Raw genomic sequence first — 14,557 nt, forward strand, 5'->3', positions numbered from 1 at the left:
AAACCGAGCGTTAATCAAAATTCTTGTCGTTACCAGCGCGCTTTAAGCAGGTTCGGCTGAATCCCATTAATCGCATGGGTATTGCTGAACGGCTGCTTGATGCCTGCTTCGAACTCGTCGCGGAAATATTTGATCGCGCTCTGCAGAGGTTCGACGGCACCCGGTGCGTGGGCACAGAAGGTTTTACCCGGGCCTAAGAATCGACACAGTTGCTCAAGCGTCTCGATATCCCCAGGCTGGCCTTCGCCACGTTCGATTGCACGCAGGATCTTCACGCTCCACGGCAGACCATCACGGCACGGTGTACACCAGCCGCAGGACTCGCGGGCGAAGAACTCTTCCAGGTTACGCACCAGCGAGACCATGCCGATCTCGTGGTCGACGGCCATCGCCAGCGCCGTACCCAGACGGCTGCCTGCTTTACCAATGCTTTCGAATTCCATTGGCAGGTCAAGGTGGGCTTCGGTCAGGAAGTCTGTCCCTGCCCCACCCGGCTGCCAGGCTTTGAATTTCAGGCCATCACGCATGCCGCCAGCGTAGTCTTCAAGAATTTCACGTGCGGTGGTACCGAACGGCAGTTCCCAGACGCCAGGATTTTTAACGCGACCAGAGAAGCCCATCAGCTTGGTACCGGCATCTTTGCTTGAGGAGATACCCTGATACCACTCCACGCCGTTGGCAAGGATAGCCGGAACGTTACACAGGGTTTCAACGTTGTTTACGCAGGTCGGTTTACCCCATACGCCGGAGCTTGCCGGGAACGGTGGCTTGGAACGCGGGTTCGCGCGGCGGCCTTCCAGGGAGTTAATCAGCGCGGTTTCTTCACCGCAGATATAACGCCCTGCGCCGGTGTGCACGAACAGCTCAAAGTCAAACCCGGTACCCAGGATGTTTTTACCCAGCAGGCCCGCTTCGGTGGCTTCGGCAATCGCGCGACGCAGGTTTTCCGCCGCTTCGATGTACTCACCGCGCAGGAAGATGTAGCCACGGTAGGCTTTCAGCGCAAACGCGGAGATCAGCATGCCTTCCACCAGCAGGTGCGGCAGCTGTTCCATCAGCAGGCGGTCTTTATAGGTGCCCGGCTCCATTTCATCGGCGTTACACAGTAGGTAACGGATGTTCATGGATTCGTCTTTTGGCATCAGGCTCCACTTCAGACCGGTGGAGAAGCCCGCACCGCCGCGCCCTTTGAGGCCGGAGTCTTTCACCGCGTTAACGATGTCGTCCGGCGCCATGCCGCCGAGGGCTTTACGCGCACCGGCATAGCCGTTTTTGCTCTGGTATTCGTCGAGCCATACCGGCTGTTTGTCATCGCGCAGACGCCAGGTCAGCGGATGCGTCTCAGCAGTACGAATTACAGTTTTCATTTGTACTGCTCCAACAGGTCAGGAATCGCTTCCGGCGTCAGATGGCTGTGAGTGTCCTCATCAATCATCATGGTCGGCCCCTTGTCGCAGTTACCCAGGCAGCAGGTTGGCAGCAGGGTAAAGCGTCCATCGAACGTGGTCTGGCCCGGCTTGATATTGAGCTTTTTCTCAATCGCAGCCTGAATGCCCTGATAACCGGTGATGTGGCAGACAACGCTGTCACAGTAGCGGATCACATGGCGGCCTACCGGCTGACGGAAGATCTGGCTGTAGAACGTGGCTACGCCCTCTACGTCACTTGCCGGAATACCCAGCACTTTCGCGATCTCATAGATCGCCCCATCCGGCACCCAACCACGCTGTTTCTGTACGATTTTCAGCGCTTCAATGGACGCCGCACGCGGGTCTTCGTAGTGGTGCATCTCGTGCTCAATGGCGGCACGTTCTGCTTCACTCAGCTCAAAAGCCTCGGTTTGTGGTTGTTGATTCTCGTGCATAATTAGCGGTCCACATCTGACATAACAAAATCGATACTACCCAGATACACAATCAGGTCGGAGACCAGACTACCGCGGATGGCGGACGGGATCTGCTGCAGGTGCGCAAAGCTCGGCGTACGCACGCGGGTACGGTAGCTCATGGTGCTGCCGTCACTGGTCAGGTAGTAACTGTTAATACCCTTGGTCGCTTCAATCATCTGGAAGGATTCTTGCGCCGGCATGACCGGACCCCATGAAACCTGCAGGAAGTGGGTGATCAGGGTTTCGATATGTTGCAGCGTGCGCTCTTTCGGTGGCGGCGTCGTCAGCGGGTGATCCGCCTTGAACGGGCCTTCCGGCATGTTGTTGAGGCACTGCTCAAGGATGCGCAGACTCTGGCGCAGTTCTTCCACTTTCAGCATCACGCGGGTGTAGCAGTCGGAAACACCGCCGCCCACCGGGACTTCAAAGTCGAAGTTCTCGTAGCCAGAGTAAGGACGGGCTTTACGCACGTCGAAATCAATACCGGTCGCACGCAGACCTGCACCTGTCGTACCCCACTCCAGCGCTTCTTTCGCGCCGTAGGCAGCAACGCCCTGGGAACGGCCTTTCAGGATGGTGTTACGCAGCGCGGCTTTCTCGTATGACGCCAGACGTTTTGGCATCCAGTCGAGGAACTCACGCAGCAGACGGTCCCAGCCGCGCGGCAGATCGTGTGCCACGCCGCCGATACGGAACCAGGCCGGGTGCATACGGAAACCGGTAATCGCTTCCACCAGATCGTAGATTTTCTGACGGTCGGTAAAGGCGAAGAAGACCGGGGTCATCGCGCCGACGTCCTGAATGAACGTGGAGATGTACAGCAGGTGGCTGTTGATACGGAACAGTTCTGACAGCATAACGCGAATCACGTTAACGCGATCCGGCGTAACGATACCCGCCAGTTTCTCAACGGCCAGCACGTATGGCATTTCGTTGACGCAGCCGCCGAGGTACTCGATACGGTCGGTATACGGAATGTAGCTGTGCCAGGACTGACGCTCGCCCATCTTCTCAGCACCACGGTGGTGGTAGCCTATGTCCGGAACGCAGTCGACAATCTCTTCGCCATCAAGCTGAAGAATAATACGGAATGCACCGTGCGCAGACGGGTGGTTTGGACCGAGGTTGAGGAACATGAAGTCCTCGTTGTCGGTACCGCGCTTCATGCCCCAGTCTTCCGGTTTGAAGGTCAGCGCTTCCATTTCCAGATCCTGTTTGGCTTTGGTCAGCTCAAACGGATCGAATTCGGTTGCACGTGCCGGGTAGTCTTTACGCAGCGGGTGGCCGGTCCAGGTCTGCGGCATCATGATGCGCGTCAGATGCGGGTGGCCGTCGAAGGTCATACCGAACATTTCCCAGGTTTCACGCTCATACCAGTTCGCGTTCGGGAAAAGTTTGGTGATCGTCGGCAGATGCATGTCGTTTTCAGACAATGCCACCTTGAGCATGATATCCGTATTACGGTCTATTGAGATCAGGTGGTAGAAAACGGAAAAATCCGCAGCAGGGAGACCCTGGCGGTGGGTACGCAGACGTTCATCCATGCCGTGTAAGTCAAACAGCATGACGTACGGTTTTGGCAATTTCTTGAGGAAATCGACAACTTCCAGCAATTGCTCACGCTTCACCCAAACAACGGGTACCCCGGTGCGGGTAGCCTGAACAGTAAAGGCATCCGGCCCAAAACGGTTGCGCAGTTCGCCAATGACTGGGTCATCCAGATGATCCCGGGTCTGCCAGGCGGCTTCTTGCGCGGTTAAGTCGGTCATATTGTTCACCATTGCAAATGGTCCGTGGTGACTGTTGAGCCTGGCTTCGCGCTATTTGAGTAGTGATATGCGAAGGTGTTCTCCAGGCCTACAGGCGCAAATTAAATTTCGTCAGGCGTACGCAGGTTGGTGACGGCAATACGTTCACCACGTTTACGCTCGCGCTCAGACTGCATGTTCGCGCGATACACACCCTGATCGCCAACAACCCACGACAGTGGGCGACGTTCTTTACCGATAGATTCCTGCAGCAGCATCAGCGCCTGCATGTAGGCTTCCGGACGTGGCGGACAACCCGGGATGTACACATCCACTGGGATAAATTTATCTACGCCCTGCACGACGGAATAAATGTCGTACATACCGCCAGAGTTTGCACATGCGCCCATGGAGATAACCCATTTTGGCTCCAGCATCTGGTCATAAAGACGCTGAATAACAGGTGCCATCTTGGTAAAGCACGTACCGGCAACCACCATCAGGTCAGCCTGACGCGGGGAAGCACGGAGTACCTCGGCCCCAAAACGCGCAACGTCATGCACCGCAGTGAATGACGTCACCATTTCAACGTAGCAGCAAGAAAGGCCAAAGTTATAAGGCCAGATGGAGTTCTTACGACCCCAGTTGACCATATCGTGCATGGCATGTTCGAGCTTGCCCATGTACACGCTTTTATTGACTTCTTGCTCCAGGGGGTCGGTTACGATCTCCTGTTTTTGCAGGGGGTAACGGTCATTCTCACCGTTAGGATCTATGCGGGTGAGCGTATAATCCATCTTATTGCCTCGCTGTTACTGCTGACGATTAGAGATACTGTTTTCCGGGTTGATGTGTTCACGACGTGAACGCGCAGGCGTCCAGTCAAGCGCGCCAATACGCACCAGATAAACCAGACCGGCCAGTAGCACTAAAATGAAAATTGCGGCCTCGACAAAGCCCACCCAACCACTTTCGCGGATGGACGTTGACCATGCGAAAAGGTAAAGCGCTTCCACGTCGAAGATGACGAAGAACATGGCTACCAGATAGAACTTGGCAGACAGGCGTAAGCGAGCGGAACCTACTGAATCAATACCTGATTCGAAAGGTGTGTTTTTGTGCCTTGCACGGGCGCGACCGCCCAGGAACCAGCCGCCGACTAACATCAGGCAGCACAGGCCAATGGCTACAATAAGAAAGATTGCGAATGCCCAGTGATGAGCGATGACTTCTGTGGATGTTGACATACTCATTGCTTACTCATCAAAAGTGATACCAACGACACTGCTCTTGCTGGCAGATGGGCATCACATCGATTCATGGGGAGGAACAAATAACCTTACACTAACTGTCAGAAATGAGACGTAGACAGCAAAATGATGGGGTTTTTTACTCCTTTCTATAACCTATTGTCAACTTTAACAAAGGTTTCTTCACATTAAATTACATCGAGCGATTCTCATTAACATTTGGTGCCCTTTAACCCTGGTGGGTGCATGACTTTCCGTCAAATGTATGTTGTTGAATCGTGTCCGTTTCGGAAGTAAAAAAAATAACCCTCCTATTTTGACAGGATTTGCCAACGATTCCTCCCCCCAAATAGGAGTATTTTCTTGATCTGCGACACGCTTTTGTTAATTCAACATGGAAAACGGCAACATATTTCCTGTTTTTTTAACATGAGAGGGATATGGGCGAAGTTAGAACGGAAAACGGACAAGTTTTAAGCAAAAGTATTCATCTTATTGATAAATAAGAGAGTATTCTGAAAACCCTTGCGCCATAAGCGGGTATTATTGCGTAAAAAAAGCCACTGCATGTGAAAATCACACGAGTGGCTGTTTTTTACACTTACATTTTGTTACCAGAATATTGAGCTATCGATCACTCAAAATCCCCTTCGACGATCAGGGAATCATCCCCCCCTTCGGAGGTAATGCGCTCGAACTGCCAGGGATTATGGTAGTTTTCCATCGCCTCGAACACCACTTTGGCCAACTCATTATGGCTGGACGAATTGTGGCAGAGCAGATACTCCGTATCCGGCAGCGCAGGAAGACCGTCGGATTTCCCCAGGACGCGCAGATCGGGACTCATCATCTCTACCGGACGGGCCGTTACGCCCAGACCAGCCTTCACGGCGGCACGAACCGCTGGCAGCGTGGAAGCCACATACGCCAGACGCCACGGAATGTTGGCCTCATTCAGCGCCGTGAGCACCATATCGCGGAACGGGCTCGGGTCATCCAGTAATACCAGCGGAACCGGCTCCCCTTTTTGCAGCACGTACTCGGCTGCACAATACCAGTGCGTAGGCGATGTGCGCAGCGTCAGGCAATCAAACTGCCCGGGACGATGCGTTGTCACCACCAGGTCGACTTTATGCTCATTTAACATCTCAACCATAAAGGCATTACGTTTTACGCTAACGTCAAGCGCAAGCTTCGGATAAACCGAACTAATACGATTGAGAAGAAACGGCAATATAGTATCCGCTGACTCATCAGATGCGCCTAACGTTAGCACCCCTTGAAGGTTGCTAAACATTAATGACATACATGCTTCATCATTAAAGCGAAGAATTTTCCTGGCATAACCCAGTAGCTGAATACCGTGTTCCGTTAAGAGCTTATTACGCCCGTGACGTGCAAAAAGCTCTTTACCGACCAGCTGCTCCAGCCGCTGCATTTGCTGGCTAACGGCGGACTGAGTTCGGCAAACGGCGGCAGCAGCAGCTGCAAAAGTGTTGAGATCGGCGACCGCAACAAACGTTCTCAGCAGATCGAGGTCGAGATTCATTATCGGACGATTTGCATTTATCATATCTATTCACTTTCAGGTTGCTCGTGCGGAGCTGCCCGGGTTGAAGCTGTGTGTAACAGTTAAGCAATTCCCTCTGAAGGTTTTCCCTCGCATCCCGGCCCGGCAGACTGCCTGACAGATAGTTATTGTGCTGCTTTATATCAACAGTCAGAAAGCACGTTTCATGACGTTATTTTTATTCTCTTAAACGTTCAGGATATTTAGATGTTCGCAGGTTTATGTAAATTACATTAAAGGTATAACACCTTTTCTGCCATCTTTATCGCAGCGCTGTCAACGTAGCAGGAGATGTTCGACACATTCCAGCCAGAGATAACTCCAACAATAACAATCAATTAATTCGAAAAGTCAGTGCCAGATATACAAAATTCTTGCATCTGTTCTCTGCTTTCCTGAAAGACATCTTAACCCAAATCCACTTTATTTATAAGTCTTATTGCAATATTGAGGATTAAAGAAGAATGTTAAGCTTCTAAACTAATTTTATTAAAATTAACTAAAGTTGCATTTTATAGGTTAATAATAAATAAATTTTAATTTAGATTAAGACCATTCATTAATGGCACTTAACATTAAGTTCACATGAGTAACTTTTAGCCACATTACGCTTTTACAGAAACATGTATCAAGCATTCAGGTTTTACGAAAAGTCACTCAGGGTGATTGCTTCCGCTGTCAGGTTCACCACTTATTTTCACCAGCACAATATACAGAATTTTGACAAATGAATAGCACGTTTAACCTGTCATCGTGCTATGTGCACAACTTTAAGGCAGTGAAGAAGCTTACGAACAGCGAAAAAGATTTATCAGAATTTTGCTCCCGGCACAAAATCTTCTACTGCATACCCTTCAAAACGAAGCGAGGGGGGAGTACATTATTCCGTGCTGACTTCCACGGCAGGGAGTGGCAATAATAGCGAAAAGGTTAAAGGTTCATGTCCCCTATCGAAAAATCCAGCAAGCTAGATAACGTTTGTTATGACATCCGCGGCCCGGTTCTGAAAGAGGCAAAACGCCTTGAAGAGGAAGGCAACAAGGTTCTGAAACTCAACATTGGTAACCCTGCGCCATTTGGTTTTGAAGCGCCGGATGAAATTCTGGTTGATGTGATCCGCAACCTTCCAACTGCACAAGGCTATTGCGATTCAAAAGGACTTTACTCCGCACGTAAAGCCATCATGCAGCACTACCAGGCACGCGGTATGCGTGATGTTACCGTTGAAGATATTTATATCGGCAACGGCGTTTCCGAACTGATCGTGCAGGCGATGCAGGCGCTGCTGAACAGCGGGGACGAAATGCTGGTGCCCGCGCCGGACTATCCGCTGTGGACGGCTGCCGTATCACTGTCGAGCGGTAAAGCCGTGCACTATCTGTGCGACGAGTCCTCCGACTGGTTCCCGGACCTCGATGATATTCGCGCGAAAATTACGCCCCGCACGCGCGGGATCGTGATCATTAACCCGAACAACCCGACGGGCGCAGTGTACTCAAAAGAGCTGCTGATGGAGATCGTCGAGCTCGCCCGCCAGCACAACCTGATCATCTTTGCCGACGAAATTTACGACAAGATCCTGTACGACGCGGCACAGCACCATTCAATCGCCGCGCTAGCCCCGGACCTGCTGACCGTCACCTTTAACGGCCTGTCTAAAACCTACCGCGTGGCCGGTTTCCGCCAGGGCTGGATGGTACTGAACGGTCCGAAAAAGCACGCCAAAGGCTATATTGAAGGGCTGGAGATGCTGGCCTCCATGCGTTTATGTGCCAACGTTCCGGCGCAGCATGCGATCCAGACGGCTCTCGGCGGTTATCAGAGCATTAGCGAGTTCATCGTTCCCGGTGGTCGCCTGTACGAACAGCGCAACCGCGCGTGGGAGCTGATCAACGATATCCCGGGCGTCTCCTGCGTGAAGCCAAATGGAGCGCTGTATATGTTCCCGAAAATTGACGCGAAACGCTTTAATATTCACGACGACCAGAAAATGGTGCTCGACTTCCTGCTGCAGGAAAAAGTACTGCTGGTTCAGGGAACGGCGTTTAACTGGCCGTGGCCGGATCACGTGCGCATCGTGACGCTGCCGCGCGAAGATGACCTCGAAATGGCCATCAGCCGCTTCGGGCGCTTCCTCTCCGGATACCACCAGTAATCTTAAAATCAGGTTACTTCGGTAGCCTGATTTGCATCTTCCCTCCCTTCCCCGCACAATGAACGCCTGTCGCAGTGAAGACAAAAGGTAACCTATGAGTCAGAGTCATTTCTTTGCCCACCTCTCCCGCCTGAAACTCATCAACCGCTGGCCGCTAATGCGCAATGTCCGCACGGAAAATGTCTCAGAGCACAGTCTGCAGGTTGCGATGGTCGCTCACGCGCTGGCCGCCATAAAAAATCGCAAATTCAACGGTCAGGTCAATCCAGAGCGCATTGCGCTGCTGGCGATGTACCACGATGCGTCAGAAGTGCTGACCGGCGACCTGCCTACGCCGGTGAAATATTTCAACTCGCAGATTGCGCAGGAATATAAGGCCATCGAAAAGATTGCCCAGCAGAAGCTGATTGACATGGTGCCGGATGAGTTGCGCGACATCTTTGAGCCGCTCATCGATGAGCATCAATACACGGAAGATGAAAAGTCGCTGGTCAAGCAAGCCGACGCGCTCTGCGCCTACCTGAAGTGCCTGGAAGAGCTGTCTGCAGGGAATAACGAATTTTTACTGGCGAAAACGCGTCTGGAAAAAACGCTGGAATCCCGCCGCAGCGAAGAGATGGACTACTTTATGCAGGTGTTTGTACCGAGCTTCCATTTATCGCTGGATGAGATTAGCCAGGATTCTCCGTTGTGATTTTTTCGCCGGGTGACGGCTTCGCCTTACCCGGCCTACATTTCTGCGCTCACGCTAAAATGGGAACAGGACCGGTATCAACACCACGCACACCACCATCACCAGCACGGTGAACGGCACGCCCAGCTTCACGAAATCACTGAATTTATAATTCCCGGGCCCCAGCACCAGCGTATTCACCGGTGAAGAGACTGGCGTCATAAATGCCGCGGAGGCAGCCATTGCGACCATCATCGCAAAGGGATACGGTGACACGCCCATGGATTTGGCCATCGCCAGCGCAATCGGCGCCATCAGTACCGCCGTCGCGGTGTTGGAGATAAACAGACCGATGGTGGCGCACATGATAAACAGACAGACCAGCATCATGTACGGCCCATACCCGCCCCCAACATCCATTAAGCCTCTAACGATCAGATCCACCCCGCCGGTTTTTTGCAGCGCCAGGGCAAAAGGCATCATCCCGACAATGAGGATAATGCTCGGCCAGTGAATAGCTTTATACGCACTTTCGGCGTCAATGCAGCGGAATTTCCCCATCAACAGGCAGGCGATGATTGCCGCGACCGGATTGGGGATTTCATCGGTCAGCATCAGCGCCACCATCAGCACCAGACAAAAAATCGCGTGGGGCGCCTGGCTGTGCGCCGGGGAGGCGTCGCTCTCCTCGACAGGCATGTTGAGTACCACAAAATCGCGCCCTTTTTGCCCGAGCTGGCTTATCAGCTTCCAGTTACCGACAACGAGGAAGATGTCGCCCAGCAGGATCGGCTCATCCACCACCGCCCCTTCCATCGCCACGCCATCGCGCTTCAGCCCCACGACATTCAGGCCATAGCGGGTTCGGAATCCCATTTCCCGCACGGTTTTGCCCAGCAGTTCCGATTCCGGGATCAGCGATACTTCGGCCATGCCGACATCCAGCGCCTGATCGGAGAAATACTCCCCGCGCAGCACCATCGGTTCCAGCAGCTGTTCGCTGCAAAACTCGCGCAGATCCACGTCCGCGGTGGACATATCAATCAGCAGGACGTCCCGCGCGCGGAATTCCGACACCCCGTTAACGTTGACAATCACCCGGCGAAAACGACGCCAGCGCTCTACGCCGATCACGTTTGCGCCATAGCGCTCACGCAGCTTCAGGTCGTCCAGGCGCTGTCCCACCATCGGCGAACCGGGACGAATAGCCAGACGGCGCGCGCGCCCGGTGAGACGGTACTCTTTAATCAGATCGCGGAAGGTGCGTCGCTTCCACCCTTCTTTATTTTTGTCCTGTTTTTCACCTTTAAGGGCAAACCGGGTCAGCAGCATGTAAACCACGCCCAACACCAGAATGACCAGCCCGAGCGGGGTGACGCTGAAAAAACTGAAGCCCTGAAATCCTTCCCGGATCAGCTCGCTGTTGACGACCAGGTTCGGCGGCGTTGCCACCAGCGTCATCATGCCGCTGATCAAACCGGCAAAACTCAGGGGCATCATCAGGCGCGACGGCGAGATCTGCATCCGCATGGAGACGCTCAGCACCACCGGGATAAAGATGGCGACCACGCCCGTTGAGCTCATAAACGCTCCCAGCCCGGCGACGGTCACCATCAGGTAGATCAGCATTTTGGTTTCGCTGCTGCCCGCCACTTTCACCAGCCACGACCCCATGATGGTCGCCACGCCGGTACGCACCAGCCCATCACCAATAATAAACAGGGCGGCAATCAGGATAACGTTGGGATCGCTAAACCCGGAAAACGCTTCCGGTAGCGTGAGCGTACCGCTCAGCACAAACGCGACGATGACAAACAAAGCGACGGCGTCCATGCGCACCTTGCCCGTTGCAAAAAGAAGGATGGCGATTAAAAGCAGGCTCAGGACCCAAATCAGTTCACCGTTCACAACATGTCCTTGTCAGTGGGAGATGAGGAATTTTGCCATAAAAAAGCCCCAGCAATGTGGGGCTATATCATGTGATTACATTTTTAGCGAGACGGTTACAACCCCGTCAGAGGCTTTCGAAACAGCCAGCGCCGTCAGTGAATCCAGCACAAAGTCTGCCTCCTCCAGCCGGGGAGATCCCGCCGGAACATTCACCGCGATAACGTGGCTTCCGGCGTTCAGCCCGGCCAGTACACCAGCGGCCGCATCTTCCACCACCACGCACTCTGCGGGCGCGAGGCCCAGCAGTTCAGCGCCCAGTAAAAACGCGTCGGGCTCCGGTTTACCGCGCTTTACGCGCTCCGCAGTGATAAACACTTCCGGCTTCGGTAAACCTGCCGCCTTATGACGGGCGTGGGCGACGGGAATGGAGCCTGAGGTGACGATAGCCCACGGGATCTGCGCCTCGTTCAGATGCTCAAGCAATTCGCGCGCGCCCGGTAAGGCTGTGATGCCGTCCGTATCCGTGGCTTCAATGTGTTCCAGGTATTTGAACTCCGCCTGAATTTCGTCCTCAGAGCGTCCGGCCAGGAAGTGCCGTAGCGAGGTGATGGCCTGTTTGCCATGGATAAAATTCAGCACGTCCTGATGGTCGATGCCATGTCGGTCAGCCCAATGGCACCACGAACGCTCCACAACCGGCAGCGAATCCACCAGCGTACCGTCCAGATCAAACAGAAAACCTCTACACTGCACACGCACCTCCGTCAGGCATTAATGATTTGTTGAATTTCGTTGCTGCTTAAATGGTACTGACGCGGGCAGGCGTGCCACGCGCTTAGCATACGCTGATATTTTTCCCACATTGGGGTCTGCGCGTTGAAGCCGTGGGTGCCCGCGTCAAAGTGGGTATAACGCCCTTCTGTATTCACCATAAAGCGAACATAGCTCAGATAACGCGCTTCCGTTGCGGCATCAAAGCCTAAGAAAGTCACGCGGCGCTCGTCAATGGACTGCTGATCTTTGAGATTCGTCCAGGACACGTGCAGAGCGTGATACATCTCCATAATATCGATCACGATGCGACAGGTTTCTTCTTTCAGCTCGCCAAACTCGCGGTCCAGTTCGCGCATTTGCAAACCAAAACCGCGTTCGACGATGGTTTGCAGGCGGCTGTAGCGCGCAGCGTTATCGGGATCAAGCATAGTCATCATCTTGTACTGGTTGGACAAAATCAGACGTTGAGCATGGGTCATTTCCATCTTTCGACTCCTGTAGCGCATTGCACTTTAAAAAAAAGACACGGTAACTGATTGTTACTGTGCCTTCTTTTCGTCGTCGTTTCGATGATCAATCACAAGTCATCGAGGAATGTTTTATCCAGTTGCTTAAAAGCACGCTTTAACGTGTCCGCCAGCGCCTGGTAATCCGGCTTGCCTTCAACCGGGGCGAGCGCCTGTCCGGCCTCCTCCAGTTTTCCGCGCACTTCATAAAACCAGTGTAAAATAGATGGGGGAAGCGGCGTGATGGAGCGTTTACCTAACCACCACAGGCCCTGCATCGGCAGGCTTAATGCGAAGAGCGCCGTCGCGACGGCAGGGCCAAGCTGGCCGCCCAACGCAATCTGCCAGCACAGCGTAAAGACAGCGACTGGCGGCATAAAGCGAATCGCATAGCGCGTGGCGCGAATGGTGCGATTCTCAATGAACATCGGCGCAAGGCGCTTTTCCATCGGCCACGTCTTTGCGTAATGCTGTCCCCGACGAAACAGACTAAAGAAATTTACGGACGAGTTCTCTGGTGTCGACATGGCTGTACCTCAACTTCACATATAAAAATTAAAATTTTCGTGCAAAACCACAACAAGCTATGACAACGTTCAAAATATTTTGTCATCTCTACCCCGTATCGGGTATCCTGTGCCAGCCTGATAGGGCCTTAGACGAGAATCATTAACTCGTCAAATTATTGCATATTATGCCATTGGCTGAAAATTGTGCAAAATGGCATAAAATCATAGTTATTTCTTCCATCATGCCACAATGTTCGTTTGGCATGATGTTAATCATAAATGTCTGAGTCATCATGCGTTACGCTGTTAGACTCACTGACGTTTTTTTAGCCACGTATCAATAATAGGTACTTCCATGTCGAGTAAGTTAGTACTGGTTCTGAACTGCGGTAGCTCCTCACTGAAATTCGCCATCATCGATGCGCTCAACGGTGACGAATACCTCTCTGGTTTGGCCGAATGTTTCCATCTGCCTGAAGCACGTATCAAGTGGAAAATGGACGGCAGCAAACAAGAAGCGGCTTTAGGTGCAGGCGCCGCTCACAGTGAAGCGCTGAACTTTATCGTTAACACTATTCTGGCACAAAAACCAGAACTGTCTGCTCAGCTGACTGCGATTGGTCACCGTATCGTCCACGGCGGCGAAAAATACACCAGCTCCGTCGTCATCGACGAATCTGTGATCCAGGGCATCAAGGACTCTGCGTCCTTCGCACCGCTGCACAACCCGGCTCACCTGATCGGTATCGCTGAAGCGCTGAAATCTTTCCCGAATCTGAAAGACAAAAACGTGGCCGTATTCGACACCGCGTTCCATCAGACCATGCCGGAAGAGTCTTACCTCTATGCCCTGCCATACAGCCTGTACAAAGAACACGGCGTACGTCGCTACGGCGCACACGGCACCAGCCACTTCTATGTGACTCAGGAAGCCGCAAAAGTTCTGAACAAGCCGGTTGAAGAACTGAACATCATCACCTGCCACCTGGGCAACGGTGGTTCTGTTTCCGCTATCCGCAACGGTAAATGTGTTGATACCTCCATGGGTCTGACCCCGCTGGAAGGTCTGGTGATGGGTACCCGTTCCGGTGACATCGACCCGGCGATCATCTTCCATCTGCACGACACCCTGGGCATGAGCGTTGACCAGATCAACAAAATGCTGACCAAAGAGTCTGGCCTGCTGGGTCTGACCGAAGTCACCAGCGACTGCCGTTACGTTGAAGACAACTACGCAGAGAAAGAAGACGCTAAACGTGCAATGGACGTTTACTGCCACCGTCTGGCGAAGTACATCGGCTCTTACACTGCGCTGATGGACGGTCGTCTGGACGCGGTTATCTTCACCGGTGGTATCGGTGAGAACGCGGCAATGGTTCGTGAACTGTCCCTGGGCAAACTGGGCGTTCTGGGCTTCGACGTTGATCACGAGCGTAACCTGGCTGCCCGCTTCGGCAAGTCTGGCTTCATTAACAAAGAAGGCACCCGCCCTGCTCTCGTTATCCCAACTAACGAAGAACTGGTCATTGCGCAAGACGCGCACCGCCTGACTGCCTGATTCCACACCGCCAGCAATGCTGGCGGTGCTGTTTTG

The 14,557-nt window shown here is 53.1% G+C and carries 13 protein-coding genes; 3 read left to right on the forward strand and 10 right to left on the reverse strand.

What is annotated here, in order from left to right:
- Positions 1-29 precede the first annotated feature (29 nt).
- The 6 genes from nuoF to lrhA form a co-directional block, all read right to left on the reverse strand.
- Complete coding sequence (nuoF, locus tag ACMGGX_RS03235) at positions 30-1,367, reverse strand: NADH-quinone oxidoreductase subunit NuoF (protein WP_023312536.1); 1,338 nt, start codon at positions 1,365-1,367, stop codon at positions 30-32.
- Positions 1,364-1,864, reverse strand: a complete 501-nt coding sequence (nuoE, locus tag ACMGGX_RS03240; RefSeq protein ID WP_006176513.1) for an NADH-quinone oxidoreductase subunit NuoE — start codon at positions 1,862-1,864, stop codon at positions 1,364-1,366. Before nuoE ends, nuoF begins: the two co-directional genes overlap by 4 nt.
- A 2-nt stretch (positions 1,865-1,866) precedes the next feature.
- Positions 1,867-3,669, reverse strand: a complete 1,803-nt coding sequence (gene nuoC, locus ACMGGX_RS03245; protein WP_023312537.1) for an NADH-quinone oxidoreductase subunit C/D — start codon at positions 3,667-3,669, stop codon at positions 1,867-1,869.
- Positions 3,670-3,758: 89 nt separating this feature from the next.
- Positions 3,759-4,433, reverse strand: coding sequence for an NADH-quinone oxidoreductase subunit NuoB (gene nuoB / locus ACMGGX_RS03250; RefSeq protein WP_003861482.1), 675 nt, complete (start codon positions 4,431-4,433; stop codon positions 3,759-3,761).
- A gap of 15 nt (positions 4,434-4,448) precedes the next feature.
- Positions 4,449-4,889, reverse strand: coding sequence for an NADH-quinone oxidoreductase subunit NuoA (nuoA, locus tag ACMGGX_RS03255; RefSeq protein ID WP_014171000.1), 441 nt, complete (start codon positions 4,887-4,889; stop codon positions 4,449-4,451).
- 631 nt (positions 4,890-5,520) lie between these two features.
- The gene (gene lrhA, locus ACMGGX_RS03260; RefSeq protein ID WP_047174162.1) at positions 5,521-6,459 is read right to left on the reverse strand and encodes a transcriptional regulator LrhA; all 939 of its coding nucleotides are present in this window, start codon (positions 6,457-6,459) and stop codon (positions 5,521-5,523) included.
- A gap of 937 nt (positions 6,460-7,396) precedes the next feature.
- Here lrhA and alaA point away from each other — a divergent pair.
- Positions 7,397-8,611, forward strand: coding sequence for an alanine transaminase AlaA (gene alaA / locus ACMGGX_RS03265; protein ID WP_008500204.1), 1,215 nt, complete (start codon positions 7,397-7,399; stop codon positions 8,609-8,611).
- A 94-nt stretch (positions 8,612-8,705) separates the two neighbouring features.
- Positions 8,706-9,305 (forward strand): 5'-deoxynucleotidase, encoded by a 600-nt coding sequence (yfbR, locus tag ACMGGX_RS03270; RefSeq protein WP_023312539.1) that lies wholly within the window; start codon positions 8,706-8,708, stop codon positions 9,303-9,305.
- Between the two features lie 54 nt (positions 9,306-9,359).
- Here the strand turns inward: yfbR and ACMGGX_RS03275 are convergent, their stop codons facing one another.
- From ACMGGX_RS03275 to yfbV, 4 genes are all read right to left on the reverse strand, one after another.
- Positions 9,360-11,192, reverse strand: a complete 1,833-nt coding sequence (locus ACMGGX_RS03275; protein WP_048980040.1) for an SLC13 family permease — start codon at positions 11,190-11,192, stop codon at positions 9,360-9,362.
- A 75-nt stretch (positions 11,193-11,267) separates the two neighbouring features.
- Entirely contained in the window at positions 11,268-11,927 is a 660-nt protein-coding gene (locus tag ACMGGX_RS03280; protein ID WP_045402709.1) for a sugar phosphatase, read from the reverse strand.
- 11 nt (positions 11,928-11,938) lie between these two features.
- Entirely contained in the window at positions 11,939-12,433 is a 495-nt protein-coding gene (locus ACMGGX_RS03285; RefSeq protein ID WP_023312542.1) for a YfbU family protein, read from the reverse strand.
- Positions 12,434-12,525: 92 nt separating this feature from the next.
- A complete protein-coding gene (yfbV, locus tag ACMGGX_RS03290; protein WP_181593556.1) occupies positions 12,526-12,981 on the reverse strand; it encodes a terminus macrodomain insulation protein YfbV in 456 nt (151 codons plus the stop codon).
- A gap of 337 nt (positions 12,982-13,318) precedes the next feature.
- Between yfbV and ackA the strand changes: the two genes are divergently transcribed.
- On the forward strand, positions 13,319-14,521 hold the full coding sequence (gene ackA / locus ACMGGX_RS03295) for an acetate kinase (protein ID WP_033146081.1): 1,203 nt from the start codon (positions 13,319-13,321) through the stop codon (positions 14,519-14,521).
- Positions 14,522-14,557 lie beyond the last annotated feature (36 nt).

Origin of the sequence: Enterobacter sp. BNK-29 (genome assembly GCF_048684785.1) — a bacterium.
Classification (GTDB): Bacteria; Pseudomonadota; Gammaproteobacteria; order Enterobacterales; family Enterobacteriaceae; genus Enterobacter; species Enterobacter cloacae_M.

Excerpts from the sequence above, each read along its gene's own strand:
- nuoF (WP_023312536.1), bottom strand. The coding sequence starts at position 1,367 with ATGAAAACTGTAATTCGTACTGCTGAGACGCATCCGCTGACCTGGCGT.
- nuoE (WP_006176513.1), bottom strand. The coding sequence starts at position 1,864 with ATGCACGAGAATCAACAACCACAAACCGAGGCTTTTGAGCTGAGTGAA.
- nuoC (WP_023312537.1), bottom strand. The coding sequence starts at position 3,669 with ATGGTGAACAATATGACCGACTTAACCGCGCAAGAAGCCGCCTGGCAG.
- nuoB (WP_003861482.1), bottom strand. The coding sequence starts at position 4,433 with ATGGATTATACGCTCACCCGCATAGATCCTAACGGTGAGAATGACCGT.
- nuoA (WP_014171000.1), bottom strand. The coding sequence starts at position 4,889 with ATGAGTATGTCAACATCCACAGAAGTCATCGCTCATCACTGGGCATTC.
- lrhA (WP_047174162.1), bottom strand. The coding sequence starts at position 6,459 with ATGATAAATGCAAATCGTCCGATAATGAATCTCGACCTCGATCTGCTG.
- alaA (WP_008500204.1), top strand. The coding sequence starts at position 7,397 with ATGTCCCCTATCGAAAAATCCAGCAAGCTAGATAACGTTTGTTATGAC.
- yfbR (WP_023312539.1), top strand. The coding sequence starts at position 8,706 with ATGAGTCAGAGTCATTTCTTTGCCCACCTCTCCCGCCTGAAACTCATC.
- ACMGGX_RS03285 (WP_023312542.1), bottom strand. The coding sequence starts at position 12,433 with ATGGAAATGACCCATGCTCAACGTCTGATTTTGTCCAACCAGTACAAG.
- yfbV (WP_181593556.1), bottom strand. The coding sequence starts at position 12,981 with ATGTCGACACCAGAGAACTCGTCCGTAAATTTCTTTAGTCTGTTTCGT.
- ackA (WP_033146081.1), top strand. The coding sequence starts at position 13,319 with ATGTCGAGTAAGTTAGTACTGGTTCTGAACTGCGGTAGCTCCTCACTG.